The organism is Streptomyces mayteni, assembly GCF_054783955.1.
In genome coordinates this window covers 1-16637 of record NZ_BAAGPR010000141.1, presented here as the reverse complement: position 1 = coordinate 16637, position 16637 = coordinate 1, and the positions used below count along the sequence as shown (strand labels likewise).

At 72.9% G+C, this 16637-nt stretch carries 21 protein-coding genes and 3 tRNA genes; 10 read left to right on the top strand and 14 right to left on the bottom strand.

Annotated features, from left to right (window positions below):
* On the bottom strand, nt 1-3117 hold a 3117-nt coding region (gene hrpA, locus ACYVPE_RS35760), incomplete at its 3' end, for an ATP-dependent RNA helicase HrpA (RefSeq protein WP_461037983.1).
* 131 nt (nt 3118-3248) lie between these two features.
* Here hrpA and ACYVPE_RS35755 point away from each other — a divergent pair.
* A complete protein-coding gene (locus ACYVPE_RS35755; protein ID WP_461037982.1) occupies nt 3249-4361 on the top strand; it encodes an ABC-2 transporter permease in 1113 nt (370 codons plus the stop codon).
* A gap of 13 nt (nt 4362-4374) precedes the next feature.
* Here ACYVPE_RS35755 and ACYVPE_RS35750 read toward each other — a convergent pair.
* The 3 genes from ACYVPE_RS35750 to ACYVPE_RS35740 form a co-directional block, all read right to left on the bottom strand.
* A tRNA-Phe gene (locus ACYVPE_RS35750) sits at nt 4375-4448 on the bottom strand.
* A gap of 4 nt (nt 4449-4452) precedes the next feature.
* A tRNA-Asp gene (locus tag ACYVPE_RS35745) sits at nt 4453-4527 on the bottom strand.
* A gap of 145 nt (nt 4528-4672) precedes the next feature.
* Nucleotides 4673-5215, bottom strand: a complete 543-nt coding sequence (locus tag ACYVPE_RS35740; protein ID WP_461037981.1) for a hypothetical protein — start codon at nt 5213-5215, stop codon at nt 4673-4675.
* A gap of 146 nt (nt 5216-5361) precedes the next feature.
* Here ACYVPE_RS35740 and ACYVPE_RS35735 point away from each other — a divergent pair, with 146 nt between their 5' ends.
* Nucleotides 5362-6225 carry a helix-turn-helix domain-containing protein gene (locus tag ACYVPE_RS35735; RefSeq protein WP_461037980.1) on the top strand — a complete coding sequence of 288 codons (864 nt, stop codon included), beginning with the start codon at nt 5362-5364 and terminating at the stop codon, nt 6223-6225.
* On the opposite strand, the gene ACYVPE_RS35730 is transcribed toward ACYVPE_RS35735, so the two are convergent.
* Nucleotides 6188-6571 carry a nuclear transport factor 2 family protein gene (locus tag ACYVPE_RS35730; RefSeq protein ID WP_461037979.1) on the bottom strand — a complete coding sequence of 128 codons (384 nt, stop codon included), beginning with the start codon at nt 6569-6571 and terminating at the stop codon, nt 6188-6190. The two genes, ACYVPE_RS35735 and ACYVPE_RS35730, sit on opposite strands and share 38 nt — an antisense overlap.
* A gap of 281 nt (nt 6572-6852) precedes the next feature.
* Here ACYVPE_RS35730 and ACYVPE_RS35725 point away from each other — a divergent pair, with 281 nt between their 5' ends.
* From ACYVPE_RS35725 to ACYVPE_RS35700, 6 genes are read left to right on the top strand one after another with little or no spacing between them, the layout of a single operon-like run.
* The gene (locus ACYVPE_RS35725) at nt 6853-7209 is read left to right on the top strand and encodes a WXG100 family type VII secretion target (protein ID WP_461037978.1); all 357 of its coding nucleotides are present in this window, start codon (nt 6853-6855) and stop codon (nt 7207-7209) included.
* Between the two features lie 46 nt (nt 7210-7255).
* A complete protein-coding gene (locus ACYVPE_RS35720; protein ID WP_461037977.1) occupies nt 7256-7570 on the top strand; it encodes a hypothetical protein in 315 nt (104 codons plus the stop codon).
* A 3-nt stretch (nt 7571-7573) separates the two neighbouring features.
* Nucleotides 7574-7894, top strand: coding sequence for a hypothetical protein (locus ACYVPE_RS35715; RefSeq protein ID WP_461037976.1), 321 nt, complete (start codon nt 7574-7576; stop codon nt 7892-7894).
* On the top strand, nt 7891-8934 hold the full coding sequence (locus ACYVPE_RS35710; protein ID WP_461037975.1) for a hypothetical protein: 1044 nt from the start codon (nt 7891-7893) through the stop codon (nt 8932-8934). The genes ACYVPE_RS35715 and ACYVPE_RS35710 overlap by 4 nt, the downstream gene beginning before the upstream one ends.
* A 13-nt stretch (nt 8935-8947) precedes the next feature.
* Complete coding sequence (locus ACYVPE_RS35705) at nt 8948-9298, top strand: hypothetical protein (protein ID WP_461037974.1); 351 nt, start codon at nt 8948-8950, stop codon at nt 9296-9298.
* Nucleotides 9299-9314: 16 nt separating this feature from the next.
* The gene (locus tag ACYVPE_RS35700; protein ID WP_461037973.1) at nt 9315-10247 is read left to right on the top strand and encodes a putative alpha/beta hydrolase; all 933 of its coding nucleotides are present in this window, start codon (nt 9315-9317) and stop codon (nt 10245-10247) included.
* A 36-nt stretch (nt 10248-10283) separates the two neighbouring features.
* Here ACYVPE_RS35700 and ACYVPE_RS35695 read toward each other — a convergent pair whose 3' ends face one another.
* From ACYVPE_RS35695 to ACYVPE_RS35655, 9 genes are all read right to left on the bottom strand, one after another.
* Nucleotides 10284-10802: a hypothetical protein gene (locus ACYVPE_RS35695; protein ID WP_461037972.1), complete on the bottom strand. Its 519-nt coding sequence runs from the start codon at nt 10800-10802 to the stop codon at nt 10284-10286.
* Between the two features lie 198 nt (nt 10803-11000).
* On the bottom strand, nt 11001-11222 hold the full coding sequence (locus ACYVPE_RS35690) for a hypothetical protein (RefSeq protein WP_461037971.1): 222 nt from the start codon (nt 11220-11222) through the stop codon (nt 11001-11003).
* Between the two features lie 111 nt (nt 11223-11333).
* Complete coding sequence (locus ACYVPE_RS35685; protein ID WP_461037970.1) at nt 11334-11570, bottom strand: hypothetical protein; 237 nt, start codon at nt 11568-11570, stop codon at nt 11334-11336.
* The gene (locus tag ACYVPE_RS35680; protein WP_461037969.1) at nt 11567-11761 is read right to left on the bottom strand and encodes a hypothetical protein; all 195 of its coding nucleotides are present in this window, start codon (nt 11759-11761) and stop codon (nt 11567-11569) included. The genes ACYVPE_RS35685 and ACYVPE_RS35680 overlap by 4 nt, the downstream gene beginning before the upstream one ends.
* A gap of 92 nt (nt 11762-11853) precedes the next feature.
* Entirely contained in the window at nt 11854-12705 is an 852-nt protein-coding gene (locus ACYVPE_RS35675) for a helix-turn-helix domain-containing protein (protein WP_461037968.1), read from the bottom strand.
* A gap of 25 nt (nt 12706-12730) precedes the next feature.
* Nucleotides 12731-13261 carry a DUF6879 family protein gene (locus tag ACYVPE_RS35670; protein WP_461037967.1) on the bottom strand — a complete coding sequence of 177 codons (531 nt, stop codon included), beginning with the start codon at nt 13259-13261 and terminating at the stop codon, nt 12731-12733.
* Entirely contained in the window at nt 13215-13475 is a 261-nt protein-coding gene (locus tag ACYVPE_RS35665; protein ID WP_461037966.1) for a hypothetical protein, read from the bottom strand. The genes ACYVPE_RS35670 and ACYVPE_RS35665 overlap by 47 nt, the downstream gene beginning before the upstream one ends.
* 332 nt (nt 13476-13807) lie before the next feature.
* Nucleotides 13808-13880 (bottom strand) — tRNA-Glu (locus tag ACYVPE_RS35660).
* A gap of 48 nt (nt 13881-13928) precedes the next feature.
* Nucleotides 13929-14279 (bottom strand): metallopeptidase family protein, encoded by a 351-nt coding sequence (locus ACYVPE_RS35655; protein WP_461037965.1) that lies wholly within the window; start codon nt 14277-14279, stop codon nt 13929-13931.
* 170 nt (nt 14280-14449) lie between these two features.
* Between ACYVPE_RS35655 and ACYVPE_RS35650 the strand changes: the two genes are divergently transcribed.
* Both ACYVPE_RS35650 and ACYVPE_RS35645 read left to right on the top strand, forming a co-directional pair.
* The gene (locus ACYVPE_RS35650; protein WP_461037964.1) at nt 14450-14992 is read left to right on the top strand and encodes a hypothetical protein; all 543 of its coding nucleotides are present in this window, start codon (nt 14450-14452) and stop codon (nt 14990-14992) included.
* Nucleotides 14993-15183: 191 nt separating this feature from the next.
* Nucleotides 15184-16637 (top strand): DEAD/DEAH box helicase (locus tag ACYVPE_RS35645; RefSeq protein ID WP_461037963.1); only part of this gene is annotated, 1454 nt, incomplete at its 3' end.

Sequence of the window (16637 nt, the reverse complement as noted above, 5' to 3'; positions counted from 1 at the left end):
GCCGCCGCGGCTGGCCGAGGCCGGGCTCGCGGCGTTCGGCCCGGCGGCCCGAGCCTCCGCGGCGAAGGCGCGGTCCAGCGCCTGCCGCGCCAGCGGCCGCAGCCGCTCCCTGAGCGTCCCCAGGTCCTTGTCCTCCGCGTCAGCGGAGGCCCGGCGACGGCGTTCGTCCACGCCGCGGAAGGTGATCCGCAGATGGTCGGGAATCCGGCTCTCGTCGAAGTCGTCCGCGGTGACCCGGACGCCGGTGAGCCGGGTCAGCTCCCTGGCCATCACCACCCGCAGCGGCTCGCCGGGCGGCTCCTGGCCCACCTCGGCGAGGAACCGCCGTGCCACGTCGGGCGCCGGGACACAGTGCCGCCTGATCGGCTTCGGCAGCGACCTGATCATCTCCGTGACCAACTGCTCGCGCAGGCCGGGGATCTGCCAGTCGAAGCCCTCGTCGGTGATCTGGTTCAGCACCTGGAGCGGCACATGGACGGTGACGCCGTCCGCGTCGGCGCCCGGCTCGAACTGGTAGGTGACCCGCAGCGAGAGCCCGCCCTGCCGCCAGGTGTCCGGGTAGTCGTCCTTGGTGACCCGACCAGCCCGCTCGTTGATGAGCATGGACTTCTCGAAGTTCAGCAGGTCGGGCTCGTCCCGCCGCTTCTTCTTCCACCAGGAGTCGAAGTGCGCCCCGGAGACCACGAACTCCGGCACCCGCTGCTCGTAGAAGTCGTACAGCGTCTCGTCGTCGACCAGGATGTCCCGCCGCCTGGCCCGGTGTTCCAGCTCCTCGACCTCGGCGAGCAGCCTGCGGTTGTCGTGGAAGAACTGGTGCGAGGTCTTCCAGTCGCCCTCCACCAGCGCGTTGCGGATGAACAGGTCGCGGGAGGTCTCGGCGTCGATCCGGCCGTAGTTGACCTTGCGCTGCGCCACGATCGGCACGCCGTAGAGCGTGACCCGCTCGTACGCCATCACCGCCGCCTGCTTCTGCTCCCAGTGCGGCTCGCTGTAGGTGTGCTTCACCAGGTGCTGGGCCAGCGGCTCGATCCACTCCGGCTCGATCCGCGCGTTGACCCGGGCCCACAGCCTGGACGTCTCCACCAGCTCGGCCGACATCACCCAGCGCGGCGGCTTCCTGAACAGCGCCGAGCCGGGGAAGACGGCGAACTTGGCGCCCCGGGCGCCCAGATACTCGTGCTTCTCGGTGTCCTTCAGGCCCAGGTGCGACAACAGGCCCGCCAGCAGCGACTGGTGGACGCGCACCGGATCAGGCGACTGCTCGCCGCCCTCCTTCACTTCCACGCCGAGCGAGCGGCCGACCTGCCGCAGCTGCGCGTAGATGTCCTGCCACTCGCGTATCCGCAGGTAGTTGAGGAATTCGGTGCGGCACATCCGGCGGAACGCCGAGGAGGAGAGCGCGCGTTGCTGCTCGCGCACGTACTCCCAGAGGTTGAGCAGCGCCAGGAAGTCGGACTCCTCGGCCGGGCCCTCCCGGAACCGCTGGTGCCTGGCGTCCGCCTGCTGCTGCTTGTCGCTCGGCCGCTCCCGCGGGTCCTGGATGGAGAGCGCGGCGGCGATCACCATCACCTCGCGGCCGCAGCCGTTGCGGCCGGCCTCCAGCACCATCCGGGCCAGCCGCGGGTCGACCGGCAGCTGGGCCAGCTTCCGGCCCGTGTCGGTCAGCCTGGTGTCGGCCAGCGCGCCGAGCTCCTCGAGCAGCTGCACGCCCGCCTTGATCGAGCGGTGGTCGGGCGGGTCGATGAAGGGGAAGCGCTCGATCTCGCCCAGGCCGGCCGCGTTCATCTGGAGGATGACGGAGGCCAGGTTGGTGCGCAGGATCTCGGCGTCCGTGAACTCGGGGCGGGAGAGGAAGTCCTCCTCGGCGTAGAGCCGGACGCAGATGCCGTCGCTGGTGCGGCCGCAGCGGCCCTTGCGTTGGTTGGCGCTGGCCTGCGAGACGGGCTCGATCGGCAGCCGCTGCACCTTGGTGCGGTGGCTGTAGCGGGAGATCCTGGCCGTGCCCGGGTCGATCACGTACTTGATGCCGGGCACCGTGAGCGAGGTCTCGGCGACGTTGGTGGCCAGCACCACCCGGCGGCCGGGATGTGGCTGGAACACCCGCTGCTGCTCGCCGTGCGAGAGGCGGGCGAAGAGCGGCAGCACCTCGGTGTGCCGCAGCCGCCGCTTCTCCAGCGCGTCCGCCGTGTCCCGGATCTCGCGCTCGCCGGAGAGGAACACCAGGATGTCGCCAGGGCCCTCGGCCTGGAGCTCGTCCACCGCGTCGCAGATCGCCGTCACCTGGTCGCGGTCGGGCGCCTCGCTCTCCTCCTCGAGGAGCGGCCGGTAGCGGACCTCCACCGGGTAGGTGCGGCCCGACACCTCGATGATCGGCGCCGGCTCGCCCGCCGCGTCCGCGAAGTGCCTGGCGAACCGCTCGGGGTCGATGGTGGCCGAGGTGATGACGACCTTCAGGTCGGGCCGCCTTGGCAGGAGTTGGGCGAGGTAGCCGAGCAGGAAGTCGATGTTGAGGCTGCGCTCGTGGGCCTCGTCGATGATGATCGTGTCGTACTGGCGCAGCTCGCGGTCGTGCTGGACCTCGGCCAGCAGGATGCCGTCCGTCATCAGCTTGACCAGGGTGTCGTCCCTGGCCTGGTCGGTGAAGCGGACCTTGAAGCCGACGGCCTCGCCGAGCGGGGTGCGCAGCTCGTCGGCGACGCGCTGGGCGACGGTGCGGGCGGCGAGCCGGCGCGGCTGGGTGTGGCCGATCAGGCCGCGGACGCCGCGGCCGAGCTCCAGACAGATCTTCGGGATCTGGGTCGTCTTGCCCGAGCCCGTCTCGCCGGCGACGATCACCACCTGGTGGTCGCGTATCGCGGCGAGGATCTCGTCCTTCTTCTGGCTTACCGGCAGTTGTTCCGGATAGCTGATGGCGGGCACGGCGGCGCGGCGCGCCTCGACGAACGACTCGGCTGCGTCGAGGGCCTCGGCGATCTCGGCGAGCACGGCCTGCTGCGCGGCGGGCTTGCGGACGCGGCGCGCGCCTTCGAGGCGGCGGCCGAGCCGGCGCTCGTCGCGGAGGGTGAGCCCGGGCAGCCGGTCGGCGAGGGCTGAGAGGGAGGCGGGGTGCGTAGACATACGCACCCAAGCGTCTCACCTCGGCCCTGCCGGCGGCGAGCCGTTTCCCGCGTCGGGAGTGGCGTCGCTCACGTCGCCCGCTTCGCGCCATATGCCCCGCTTCGCGGGGGCTTCGGGCATATCGTGGCCGCGTGACAGGCGCGACAGGCGCGACAGGGGCGACAGGGGCGACGCGGTGGCCCCGGCTGACCCGGGGGCTCGGCGGGCGCTGGCGCGCCTTCCGGCGCACGCCGTACTTCGCCGCCGTCGTGGTGTCGCTGCTCGTCGCCGCCTCGGCCGCGGCCTTCGCCGGCTGCTACACCTACGCGCTGGCCAACCCGACGCCGCGACACGTCCCGGTGGCGGTGGTCGGCCACCTGCCGTCCCAGACCCGCGACTTCGTCGACGAGCTGGAGCGCGGGCTCGGGGCCGACCTCGACATCCACCGGTACGCCGACTATCCACAGGCTGTGGACGCGGTCGAGGCGCAGTCGGTCTTCGCGATCCTCCGCGGCGAGGACCGCCGCGTCCAGATGGACGTGGCCAGCGCCGCCGGCGCCACCGTCGCCGAACTGCTGGCCAGGCAGGCGCCGCAGGCCGCCAAGGCGGCCGGCGTGAAGATCGCGGTCAGGGACATCAAGCCCTTGCAGTCCGGCGACCCGCGCGGTCTCGCGGTCTTCTACATCACCATCGCCGCGGTGATCATGGGCTTCCTCGGCACCGTCCAACTCGCCGTCAACGTGCCGGCGCTCGGGCCGGCGGAGCGGGTGGCCTTCGTGGTGGGCTACGCGTCGCTCGGCGCGCTCGCCATCGTGGCGGTCGTGGACTGGTGGCTGGGGGCGCTCGAGATGCCGGTGGCGCAGTCGTGGGGGATCCTGGCGCTCACCATGTTCACCTCAGGCATGGTCTACGCGATGTTCAACACCCTCTTCGGCCGCTGGGCGCTGCTGCCCACCTGGGGCCTGATGGTGATGCTGGGCAACCCCTCGTCGGGCGGCGCCGTCTCCTGGCCGCTGCTGCCGACCGCCCTCGGCGTCATCGGCCGCTGGCTCCCGCCCGGCGCCTCGGTCAACGCGCAGCACACCGCGATCTACTTCCCCGGGCACCAGCACCTCCAGCCGTACCTGGTGCTGGCCGGCTGGGTGCTGGTCTCCTGCGCGGTCTTCTGGGCCCTGCGCCACCGCCGCCCGGGCGCACGCCGGGCCGCGTCGAAGGCGGGCACGGAAAAGAGCCCCGGCGGAGACGATCCGCGGGGCTCTTCGTGACGTTCAAGGAAGGTGGCTGGGGCCGGGGTCGAACCGGCGACCTATCGCTTTTCAGGCGATCGCTCGTACCAACTGAGCTACCCAGCCGAAGCGGTCCTGACGGGATTTGAACCCGCGGCCTCCACCTTGACAGGGTGGCGAGCACTCCAAACTGCTCCACAGGACCCGGCTTGTCGCGACCCCCGACCGGCGGGGTGATGTCGCTGGAGCAGCGTATCACGCGGAAAGCGGGCCTCTCATCGCGTTTATCCGCCGGTCAGGCTCCCCGTGGTGCGGCGGGCGGCGGCCCGCCGCACCGGGTGTGGGCGGGCTCAGCAGCCGCCGCAGTTGTAGTAGGTGACGTCCCAGTGGTTGCCCTCGCGGGCGTAGATGTTGCCGGAGCCCGACTGGTACTGGGCTGCGCCGTCGCCGCGGTAGCCGATGAAGGCGAAGTTGTTGGTGACGTACGAGTTGACGCAGCTGTTGAGCGCGTAGTCCAGCTTGTAGCCGTTCCAGTGGCTGTAGGTGCCGCTGGCGTGGCCGGTCTCGGTGCCGCCGGTGATGTTGAGGGCGCAGCCGCTGGCCCGCCGCAGGGTCTGGGCGCCCTGCGCGGTGGCGAGGTTGAGCTGGTCGAACGAGGTGCAGGTCGGGACGTTGCGGTTGGAACAGCCGCCCGAGGACGACCAGGTGATGCCGACCGAGGAGAACATCGAGGTGGCCTGGGAGTGGCTGATCTTCGTCGCGAGCGGGGCGACGGTCGACGCCGGGGCGGCCGAGGCGGCCGGGGTGGCCGGCGCCGCCGAGGCGGTGGCGGGGGCCGCGGTGAGCGCGGCGCCGGCGAGGGCGAGGGCGGCGAGGAGGGGACGAACGCGCATGCGGGAGACCTCTTCCTGATGCGAATGCGTGCGGGCGCGCGTAACGGCGCTGTCTACGCGCGTCGCAAGAATGTCATGGGCATGGCTTTCAGGGAAGGGGTCCTGGTGGGCCTGGCGCCCCTGGCGCGGACGGCTAGGGTCCGCGTATGAGCATCGCCCCGGTCGCACCCGTTACGCCGGACGTCCCCTTCGGCGCCCTGCTGCGGGACTGGCGCCGGCGGCGCGGGCTCAGCCAGCTTGAGCTGGCGCTGCGGGCCGACAGCTCGGCCCGCCACCTCAGCTTCCTGGAGACCGGCCGGGCCCGGCCGAGCCAGGCCATGGTGCTGCGGCTCGCCGACCACCTCGACGTGCCGGTCCGGGAACGCAACACCCTGCTGGTGGCGGCCGGCCACGCCCCCGCCTACCCCGAGACGCCGCTGCGCGACGCGGCCATGGCCCCGCTCCGGGCCGAACTCGACCGGCTGCTTGTGGCGTACGAGCCGAATCCCGCGCTCGTGCTCGACGGCACCCACGACGTGGTGGCCGCCAACGCCGGGGTGCGGGCGCTGCTGGCCGGCGTCGACGAGGAGCTGCTGCGCCCGCCGCTGAACGCGCTGCGGATCACCCTGCACCCCCGGGGCCTCGCGCCGCGGATCGAGAACCTGGCCGAGTGGCGCGACCACCTGCTGGGGCGGGTGCGCCACCACCTGGCGCTGCGCTCGTCGCCTGCGCTGCGGGCGGTGTACGAGGAGGTCGCCGGCTACCCGGCGCCGCCTGCCGCCCCTGCCGCGCCTGCCGCGGGTGGGGCGGCCGGGTACGCGCTGCCGATGCGGATCGCGGTGGCGGGCCGGCGGCTGTCCTTCCTGTCCACCGTCACCACGTTCAACACGCCGCTCGACGTGACCGTCTCCGAGCTCGCCGTGGAGACCTTCCTCCCCGCGGACCGGGAGACGGCCCTCGCCCTCCCGGAGTTGGTCGCGGAGCCCGCCGCCGTCACGCCTGCGGCGGCACCCGGTCGAGAAAGCCGCTGACGGCCCTGATCCGGCCGGCGTCGTCCAGGGCGGCGACGTCGAACCCGGCGACCGGCGCCGAGCCGTCGGCCGGGGCCACCAGGTCCCAGGTGAAGCGGACCAGGCCGTGGTGTCCGTCCGGCGTGCCGGTCACCCGGAACTCGAAGCCGGGGAACCGCTGCCGGACGCCGCCGATCAGGGCGGCCAGCGCGTCCCGGCCCCGGACGTCGGCCAGCGGGTCGGTGTAGGTGACGTCCTCGGTGAACGCGGCGGCCACGGCCAGCTCGCGCTCCTCGGGCGTGCCGGCGTTCCAGGCGGCGAAGTAGCGCTGGACGACGGTCGCGTACTCGGTCTGCGGGGGGCTCATCGTGGGCTCCTCACGGGGTGGGTCCCGGGCTCTCCGGGATGCCTCGAGCCTCCCGTGCGGGGCGGGACGCGTCGATTACGCGCGAGGTAATGCCGGGCCGAACGCCGGGACGCGATCGCCGCACCCCCTCCGACCTGCACGGACGCCGTCCGGTTGTCCGGGACTGTCCGGGACGGGCGGATTCCGTTGCCGGACACCCGCCGCGCCGGCCAGCCTCGTCACAGCGGCTGCGGCACCGCCGGAGCCGAGAGGTCACGCACCGCGAAACGGGGAGTCACGCGATGAGCGAAGAGGTCAAGCTCGCACCGGAAGAGGTCGACCGGGTGATGGGCATCATCAACCAGGCCTACAGCGACATGGAGGCCGTGTCCACGAGGATCGGCGCCTTCAGCGGCAGCATCGGCGACGCCTACCAGGGCGCGGGGACCACCACCGCGATGTCCACCTACGACGACCTGAACCGCGCCGGGCAGGCCCTGGCGACCGCCCTCGACGGCCTCTCCCAGGACCTGGGCCTGACGGCCAACGCCGGTCGCGAGACCGACGCCGAGGCGCAGGCCGCCCTGTCCCGCGTGCAGGTGACCAGCGTCGGCGACCCCGGCACCGGCGTCGACATGGCCGTCGCGCGCGGCATCTGACCCACGGACAGCACCAGTACCAGGTAGAGCGGAGGAGAGCGGAAACATGAGCGGTAACACGGAGCTGATCCGGTTCAGGGACGGGAGCCTCCAGGACATCCAGACGGGGACCCTCAACCAGCGGCAGGAGTACGAGGACATCTGGAACAACGTGCGTCAGCAGCTGCTCGGGCTGATCGAGCAGGGCCAGGTGGACGCGAGCATCGGCCAGGCGCTCGAGGAGCGCAACCAGGAGTTCCAGCGCCAGTCCGCCGGCTTCGACGAGAGCGTGCTGGCCCAGAACCAGGCGGTGGGCCAGGTCCAGGCGATCGGCAACGCGGGCGGCGAGGCGATGGTCAGGGCCGCCATGGGTGGTCGCTGACCCGTGGACACGACGGGGGAGCGGATCCTGGACCCCGGCGCCGCGCGGCGCGCCGCGCGGTACGCCGGGGAGAGCGACCGGCTCGGCGCCATGCGGCACGCGTGCGCCGGGGTGGCCGGCGGGGCGGCGGGGCTCTTCGGTGACTTCCCCGGCGGGGCGCGGGCCGAGGCGGCGATCGCCGCCTCGGCCGAGAGCCTGCTGAGCGAGCTGGCCGGCGCCGGCGCCGCGGTGGCGGACATCCGGCACATCGCCACCGAGGTGGCGTGGATCGCCGAGCTCACCGGCCACACCGCCGGGGGCGGCGGGGCGGGGGCGCCGCGATGAGCATGGACGCGGACTTCCACCAGGTCATCGCCCGCGTCCTCGCCGTCGACCACCTGCGCCTGCACGCCGCGGCCGGCGCCTGGGACGCGGTGGCCGGCGCCGGCACGGCCGAGCACGACCGGCTGGCCGGGGCCGCGGCCGACATCGGCGCCGAGCGGGGCGAGGGGCTCGCCGAGCTCGCCGACCGGATGCGCGGCCACGCCGGCTGGGCGGGGGACGCGGGCGCGATGGCCGCCCGCGCCGCCCGCCGGCTCGCCGCCGCCGCGGAGGCGGCGGCCCGCGCCATCGAGCGGACGCTGGCGCTGCGGGTCGCGTACGCGGAGGTGGCGGAGAGCGGGGACGAGGGCGTGCCGTCCGCCGGTGAGCGCACGCTGCGGAGGGGCGAGCGGGCGTGGCTGACGGCCGAGGCGGTGACGGTGGTGCGGACGCTCGACGGGGACTTCGGCCGGGTGACCGGCGACACCGCCCCGCCGGCGCCGGAGCGCGGCCGCCACCGGGACGTGGCGCGGCCCGGGGAAGGGGACCCGGTCGGCGCCGTGCCGGCGCCCGAGGGGGGCGTCGACGTCCTCGCCCCCGAGAGGCTCAGCGTCCTCGGCCCCGAGGCCGGCGACTTCGAGGGGTGGGTGCGCAGCCCCGGCACCGGACACCTGGTCGACCCGGTCACCGGCCGCGAGTACGACCCCGGCACGTCGCGCTGGGTGGACCCGATCACCGGCGCGCCCTTCGGCGAGCCGACCACCTCGGGGCAGCGGTTCGCGGGGACCGGCCTCGGCCCGGGGCCGCCGGCCGCCGGCGTGGGCCTCGGCCGGCTGGGCGGGTTGTACGGAGGGGTGCTCCCGCCCAGCCTGATCCGGCCCGAGGGCCCGACCAGGATCGGGCTGATCCGGCGGGCCGACGCGAACCTGTCGCGACGCGCCACGATGGCGCGGCAGTTGGCGATGCGGGAGGCCGCCAGCCGCCGGCTGGCCAACGAGTCGGCCCGCGCCTGGCGCACGACGCCGGGCGCGGCCGGCGCCCGGCGTGGCGTGCTGGGCGCGTGAGGAGGAGGACGTGATGAGTGACGACGACTCGACGCATTACCTGCCTGAGCAGTTCCGGGTCGGCGCAGGGCTGCACCACGACACCGCCGAGGCGGCCGAGTCCCTGGCTCGGCGCGTCGGTCAGGTGTCGCCCACCGCCGGCCAGTTCGGCGGAGCCGGCGCCGCCGGCTTCACCGCCGCGCTCGGCCGGACCGCCGCCGAGCGCGCCAAGGCCGCCCAGCGGGCGGGCGAGGACCGCACCGACCTCGCCGAGGGCGCCACTGGCGCCGCCGCTCTCGGCGATGACATGGACGCGCTGGCCGCGTTGGCGGTCGGCCAGGTCCAACTCAGCGACGAGGCGCGACAGATAGCCGACGGCATCTGAGAGACGGGGGACGAGCGTGGCCGCCATCACCATCACCAACCAGGAGGTCGTCGCGGCGGCCGGCAAGGACCCGTGGAAGCTGCGGCAGGAGTTCAGCGCCGATACCCAGCTGGACGCGATCGAGGTCCTCGCCACCACGTTCCGCGACGGCGCCGCCGAGGCCGAGGGCACCGCCGACACGGCTCGCAACGCCGACCAGACCGAGCGGGACGCCGGCGACCACGCCGGACGGGCCATCTACGCCAACGCCGAACGACACCTGGCGGAGACCCAGGAGAAGCTCGGCGCGGCCGACCTGGACGGCATCTCGCGGGTGCTGCGCCAGGTGCACGGCGAGGCGGAGGACACGCTGGAGGCCCACACCGAGGCCATCGAGGGCGTCTGCGGCCTCGACGTGGCGGTGGACCGGGAGGAGGACCAGGCCAACCGGGATTTCGAGAGCGTCATCGAGCAGCTGAACGCGATACCGCCGATGGACCGGCTCGGCTCCACCATCAAGGTCTACGACAAGGCCTTTCCGCTGACGGCCGGCGTGGAGGAGGACATCCGCGCCTACGTCGAGGACTTCCACACCCGCGAGGCCGGGCGCCAAGCCACCCGGACCTTCCAGAGCATGGACGAGGCCCGCGACGACTACTACGGGCTGCTCAGCCGCAAGCAGCAGGACCTGACGGACCTGGGCTACGACGTCGGCGACTCGCCCGTCAACATCTGGCGCACCGCGGCCGGAGGGCCAGCGGCGGGGCGCAGTGGGGGCGTTCAGGCCGTCGGGGGCCGGCGATCCTCCGGCAGCTCGAACACGAACCCCCGGAACCCTGACCCGTCACGACGCGGCGACGCCAGCCGCGCGGCATCGAGCCCGGCGACCACGTCGGCATACCGTGGATCGGTCCAACCCGTGGATTCCCCGTCGTCCTCTGGACCTTCCTCCGGACGGTCCGCAGCCTGAGAGCTCATCCTGCCCCCTTCAGTCTGTCGTGGTACGTCAGACAGTACCGGTCGTCGTTTTCGGGGTGCTGGGCTTGGGCCTGGGCTGGGTCACGATCGGCGCGCAGTTCGGCCCCGGCACCGGCGTGTGCTGCGCCGGCGCGGCCACACTGATCGTGTCGTCGTCCGGACCAGACCACAGATCAGGGTCCACCTCGAACCCGGCCTGGGCGATGGCCTCGCGGGTGCGCACCAGCCAGGCCGGGTTGTAGCCGGCCGCGCCGGGGCGCTCCGGCTGGTGGTGGACATAGTCACCGAGCCGGTCACACAGCCGCTCGTACAGCTGGGTGTCGAGGACCAGGGCGTGCCAGCCCTCGTCGACGACCCGGCTCGGCGCGATGCCGGCGGCGCCGGCCGCCGCGGTGGCGACGAACGCGAGCGCCTGGCTGACGATGCGTTCGGCGAGCAGCTGCTTCATGCCCGGGTTGTTGTCCAGAACGGTGGCGACGACGTCGGCGAACTCGGCGTCATCCACGAGTTCACGCCCGCTGCGCGGCGCTACGGTTGCTGTGCTCACTCTCGATCCCTTCATGGGTGGTTGGAGTGGTGCAACCCGCTCCGGTGCGACTGCTCGCGAGGCGTGAGCACCGGTGCGGGAGTCTGGGCTCCGGCCGCCGCCCAGCGTGCACAGCGGCGGCCGGAGCGCCCGCCCCCGAGGGCTATGAGGGGCAAGCCGTCCCCGCGGCCCGGACAGCAGCACGGGCCTGGCAGGGGGTCAGGGGCCATGGCAGGGGCAGGTGCACGGCCTGCCGGTGTAGGGGCAGGTGCCCGAGCAGCCGCGGTGCAGCCGGTAGGCATGGAGTATCACGACGGCGCAGGCGCCCTCTCCGGCGGTCAGGCACCCGTCCGCCACCTCGCACTCGGTGCTGAGGTACGGCGCGAGCCGGGGGCGTAGCTGCTCCTGCGGGTGCGCGGGTATCCGGTCGGCGCCGGTCATCGGAGAACCACCGGGACCAGAACCGCCGACAGCCACCCGGTGACCCAGCCGGCCAGTAGGAGCAGGGCCACGCCGACCGGGTCGCGGCGTGGGCGGCGGTGGCGCGCGCACTCACGGGCCATCGGTCACCGCCACCAGGAGATCGGGGCGGGCCGTCCACTCCCAGCCGCTGCCGTCGACCGGCCGGACGTACGCCTCGGCCGCGACGACCCGGCCGGAGCTGTTCGCGACGAACTCCAGCACGCCGTCCAGCCGACCGACCTTGCCCGTGGCGGGGTCGGTAACCAGCTGGCCCATCAGCGGGTGCCGCGCCCAACGGGTCCTCGTCCCTGGGGTCTCGACGCTCACCCAGCCGCCTTTCCGGGGCGCCAGGGGCAGTTGGTGGCGTGGTCGTCGTCGGACACGATGCCCAGGTGGCAGTACAGGCACGTGACCGGCTCCGCGAGATCAACCGCCTGCTCCAGGCCGGTCACAACGGTGACGTCATCGGAGTCAGGGGCGGTGGGCGGCTCAGGTGAGGGCGCTGAGACATCGGGCATGTCGCTCCTTGCCGAGCAGGGGAAGCGCGTCGCCACGACCGTAGGGAGAGGCGGAGATCAGCCGCTACGAAGTTGCGGAAGATTGCGGTTCTTCACCCGAGGGCGTCAATCGCAGCGGTGATGAGGCGCCGGGCCTCGTCACCGCGGACGGCCAGCTCCAGGAAGCGCGCGTGCGCCCGGACGTACAGCTCGACCTCGCCGGGTGCCGTCACGGTTACCTGCGCGGTGAGGAGTTCGACATGGACTCGCTGGTCGTCGAACATGGAGAACGCCTCGGTCACCCACATCGCTCGCGACCGTGCGGAGAACGGCACGATGCCCAGTGAGACCGCGGGCAGTGCCATGGCTGACAGCAGCGCGCCGAGTTGGCCAGCCATGACGGCAGAGTCGCCGAGCTGGTACCGCAGGACCGACTCCTCGATGAGGATGACGAAGCGCTGTCGCCCCCGCCGGATGATGTCCGAGCGGGCCATCCGCGCTTCGACGGCTTCGGCCACGTCATCCGGAGTGCCATGGAACTCGGAGATCGACGCCAGCAGGGCGGCCGCGTATTCCGGGGTCTGGAGCAGGCCAGGGAAGACCTGGGAAGAGTAGGTGCGAAACAGCCTGGTGCGCTCGTAGAGCGGGACGCGGGATTCTTGGAGACGCCGAAGGCCACCGCGTTGCAGTCGGCGCCACTCGATGTACATCGAGTCCACGTCTCGTGAGGCAGCGATCAGATCGGGGAGGCGTGCTTCGGCGCCGCATGCCTTGCACCAGGCGCGGATGTCCGCGTCGGACGGCGCGGCTTGGGCGCGCTCCAGTCGCGTGGTCTTCGCGGGGTGCCAGCCGCATCGAGCAGCCACCTCGCGACCGGTCAGGCCAGCGTCGAGTCGTATCTCCCGCAGGCGTTTCGCGAGAGCTCTGCGGGCCTCCTGGACGCTGGACGACGACGATGCGGGCACGGGCGGCTGCTCGGCGGGCGGGCGATCAGACGCTGAAGTCGGCGTGAGGGGCGGCTCGTTCCCATACCGCCTCGAACGCCTCGGCGCAAAGCTTGACGACGGCCGGGTCGTCGGCCACCTCGGGGCCGGCGCTCGCGCCGTCGCCGGTGAAGTGGTTGAAGCGGACCAGGCGGTTGTCGAACAACCAGAAGTCGTTCCCCGGCAAGGCGATGTCCGACGCCCGCCGCCTGGGCAGCCAGCGGACCTCCTCGCCGGCCTGGATGTTCAACGGAGTCCCGGCGTGCTCGTACCGGATGTAGTCGGTCACGGGCTCGGAGACGATTCGCGCGCGCCGCATGATCACCCCACGGGCAACCGCTCCTCGCACGGTGTCCAGCCAGCCACGACGCGCTTCAGCCCACGCAGGATCCATCCCGCCACCACTCGCCCGCCAGCTGGCGAATTCCTCGGCCTCGTCCTCGATGCCGTAGACGTCCCGCATCTCGAGGTGAACGGCCGTGGCGCGGCACTCAGCTAGCTGCTCGGTGAAGCTTGGCAGCGGCTGCTTCTGCGGCATCGCACGCCTCCCTGAGGATCGGCACCATGCGGGCGGGGATCCGGATGATGGCCTCGGTGTCGGGAATCTTGCCGGTCTCCAGGCACTCGGCCTCAGTGGCCTCGTCAGCCTTCCACCCCTGCAGCACGATGTCAGCGGTCGGGTCATCCACCCATGCGGTAGGGCATTGGTCGCCGTTGGTGGCGGGGTCGATTCCCATGAACCGTAGTGCCATCGGACGTCCTCCTGTCGACTGGGTTGCAGCTCTTTGCGGACAATCCTCCGATGGGGCGGTTCCTGTCAACGGGGCATAACAGCGCGTGACTCGCCCGCTGGCGTGAACTCCCCCCGTCTCGGCCGCCAACGACGAAGCGCCCCCGCCACGGCCGAGGCCAACGGTGGGGGCGATGAGTCAAACCGTGCCATCGCTGCGGTGTCGTTCCCTGACGCCTGCCGTGCGGGAAACGTAACCGCGTTCCAGGACAGTGGTGTGGCCGCCGTTCGGGCAGCGGGTTGAAATGAGGAAGGCCCGACCAGACAGCTGCTGGTCAGGCCGGGACCACGAGGTACCCCCAACGGGATTCGAACCCGCGCTACCGCCTTGAAAGGGCGGCGTCCTAGGCCGCTAGACGATGGGGGCCGGTTGGGACGTGCTGATCCTACTACGGCGCGGGCCTCGTGGCTCGGGTCATCCCCAGCCGAGCTCGTGGAGGCGTTCGTCCGCGATGCCGAAGTGGTGGGCGACCTCGTGGATGACGGTGGTGGCGACCTCGTGGACGACCTCGTCCGGCGTCTCGCACAGCCGCAGTGTGGGGCCCATGTACACCGAGATCCGGTCCGGCAGGGCCCCGGCGTACCACTCGCCGCGCTCGGTGAGGGGGACGCCCTCGTAGAGGCCGAGCAGCTCCGGTTCGCCGACCGGTGGCTCGTCCTCGACGAAGACGGCGACGTTGTCCATGAGGCGCGTCAGCTCGGGTGGGATCCGGTCGAGGGCGTCACTGACGAGTGTCTCGAAGGCGTCGCGCGTCATCTCCAGCACACCACCCATTGTCCGGGATGCCGGCCGAGAGGGGCACCCTCCGTTCCCGGGCCGGGTGCCGGCGTCCCGGAGCGGGACGAACGTTCTGGCGTGTCCTCGGCAGTGGTGCGGGAGTTGAAGGGGGGAACGCCGACCCGCTCCGCCCGTCCCTGCCGAAAGGTTTCCCGAACGTGCGCCGTCTCGTCCCCGTCGCCGGTCTGACCGCCGCGCTGACCGCCGTGCTCGTCGGCTGTGTCACCGCCGACTCCGAGCGAACCCACGAACCCGCCGAGGTCGGGCACACCTCGGACGCCACCGGGCCCGACGGGGAGCACGGGCAGGGGGCGGAGCGGGAGGCGGCGGACCCGTCGGCGGACGGTGCCGGGGGCGACGCGCGGCCGGCCGAGCCGAGGGCGGAGCCCGAGGAGCCGGTGGCGGAGGCGGCGGACGGGGCCAAGGGCCCGCCGGCGGCCCCCGCGGAGCCGGGCGGCGAGCGGGAGGCGGCCGAGCCGAGCGGGGCGTCGGCCGACCACACCCCGGAGCGGGAGGAGGCGCCGGCGCCGCGCCCCCAGCCCAGGCCCGCGACGCCTGGTGAGCCGCCGACCGCCGAGCCGGAGCCCGAGCCCACCACCGAGGAGCCGCGGCCCGAGCCGGAGCCGGAGCCCAGCCCCGAGCCCCCGACGTCGGAGCCGACCCCCGAGCCCTCGCCGCCCGCGCCAGGGGGCGGTGGCTGATCCGTTTGCGTGGCGGGCCGTGGCGTGCGTATGCTTGTAGATCGTTTGATCCCACTTCCCCGGCGCCCCACGTAGCGCGCCGAGTGGCGCGTTCCTCGTCTAGCCGTGGCTGACCGCATCCAGGCGGTCCAGAGCACCTACGGAGCTAAGGCGCGTGCCGACACCCGAACTCCGGAAGGTTCTCACTTCGCATGTCCGTGACCACGCCCGAAGCTGTGCTACCGCTTGACGACGAGCCGACCACGACCTTCGCCGACCTCGGCCTGCCGCCGGCGATCGTCCGCAAGCTCGCCGAGAACGGCGTCACCACCCCCTTCCCCATCCAGGCCGCCACCATTCCCGACGCGCTGATCGGCCGGGACATCCTCGGCCGCGGCCGCACCGGCTCGGGCAAGACGCTCAGCTTCGGTCTGCCCACCCTGGCCAGGCTGGCCGACGGCCGCACCCGCGCCAAGCACCCGCGCGCCGTGATCCTGACCCCGACCCGCGAGCTGGCCATGCAGGTCGCCGACGCGCTCGAGCCCTACGGCGACGTGCTCGGGCTGCGGCTCAAGGTGGTCTGCGGCGGCACCTCGATGGGCAACCAGATCTACGCGCTGGAGCGCGGCGTCGACATCCTGGTCGCCACGCCCGGCCGGCTGCGCGACGTGATCGCGCGCGGCGCCTGCTCGCTCGACGACGTCGAGATCGCCGTCCTCGACGAGGCCGACCAGATGGCCGACCTGGGCTTCCTGCCTGAGGTCACCGAGCTGCTCGACCAGGTGCCGCCCGGCGGGCAGCGGATGCTGTTCTCCGCCACCCTCGAAAACGAGATCGACACCCTCGTCAAGCGCTACCTGGTGGAGCCGGTCAGCCACGAGGTGGACGCGGCGCAGGGCGCGGTGACCACCATGAAGCACCACGTGCTGATCGTGAAGCCGCGCGACAAGGCCCCGCTGACCGCCGCCATCACGGCGGGCGAGGGCCGCACCATCGTCTTCGTCCGCACCCAGCTCGGCGCCGACCGGGTGGCCGGGCAGCTGCGCGAGGCCGGGGTCAAGGCCGACGCGCTGCACGGCGGGATGACCCAGGGCGCCCGTACCCGCACGCTGGCCGACTTCAAGGACGGCCACAACAGCGTGCTGGTCGCCACCGACGTCGCCGCCCGCGGCATCCACGTCGACGGCATCGACGTGGTGCTCAACGTGGACCCGGCAGCCGACCACAAGGACTACCTGCACCGCTCGGGGCGCACCGCGCGGGCCGGCCGCTCCGGCACCGTCGTCTCGCTGGCGCTGCCGCACCAGCGGCGCACCATCTTCCGGCTGATGGAGGACGCGGGCGTCGACGCCTCGCGCCACATCATCGGCCGCGGCGACCTGTTCGAAGAGGACGTGGCGGAGATCATCGGCGCCCGTTCGCTGACCGAGGTCCAGGCCGAGGCCGCGATGGGCGCGGTGACGCACGCCGAGCGCGAGGCCGCCAGGCTGGGCCGCGAGCTGGAGCGGGCCAAGGAGCGCGCGACCGAGCTGCGCGAGGAGGCCGAGCGGCTGACCGCCCGCGCGGCGCGCGAGCGCGGCGACGACCCGACCGAGGCCATCGAGGCCGCGGCGAAGGTGCTCGAGGAGGAGCTGCCCGAGGCGGCGCGCGAGGCCGAGCGGGAGGC

Coding starts and splice junctions, on each gene's coding strand:
- ACYVPE_RS35740 (WP_461037981.1), bottom strand. CDS start 5,215: ATGCGCGTTCGTCCCCTCCTCGCCGCCCTCGCCCTCGCCGGCGCCGCG.
- ACYVPE_RS35735 (WP_461037980.1), top strand. CDS start 5,362: ATGAGCATCGCCCCGGTCGCACCCGTTACGCCGGACGTCCCCTTCGGC.
- ACYVPE_RS35730 (WP_461037979.1), bottom strand. CDS start 6,571: ATGAGCCCCCCGCAGACCGAGTACGCGACCGTCGTCCAGCGCTACTTC.
- ACYVPE_RS35725 (WP_461037978.1), top strand. CDS start 6,853: ATGAGCGAAGAGGTCAAGCTCGCACCGGAAGAGGTCGACCGGGTGATG.
- ACYVPE_RS35720 (WP_461037977.1), top strand. CDS start 7,256: ATGAGCGGTAACACGGAGCTGATCCGGTTCAGGGACGGGAGCCTCCAG.
- ACYVPE_RS35710 (WP_461037975.1), top strand. CDS start 7,891: ATGAGCATGGACGCGGACTTCCACCAGGTCATCGCCCGCGTCCTCGCC.
- ACYVPE_RS35705 (WP_461037974.1), top strand. CDS start 8,948: ATGAGTGACGACGACTCGACGCATTACCTGCCTGAGCAGTTCCGGGTC.
- ACYVPE_RS35690 (WP_461037971.1), bottom strand. CDS start 11,222: ATGACCGGCGCCGACCGGATACCCGCGCACCCGCAGGAGCAGCTACGC.
- ACYVPE_RS35680 (WP_461037969.1), bottom strand. CDS start 11,761: ATGCCCGATGTCTCAGCGCCCTCACCTGAGCCGCCCACCGCCCCTGAC.
- ACYVPE_RS35670 (WP_461037967.1), bottom strand. CDS start 13,261: ATGCCGCAGAAGCAGCCGCTGCCAAGCTTCACCGAGCAGCTAGCTGAG.
- ACYVPE_RS35665 (WP_461037966.1), bottom strand. CDS start 13,475: ATGGCACTACGGTTCATGGGAATCGACCCCGCCACCAACGGCGACCAA.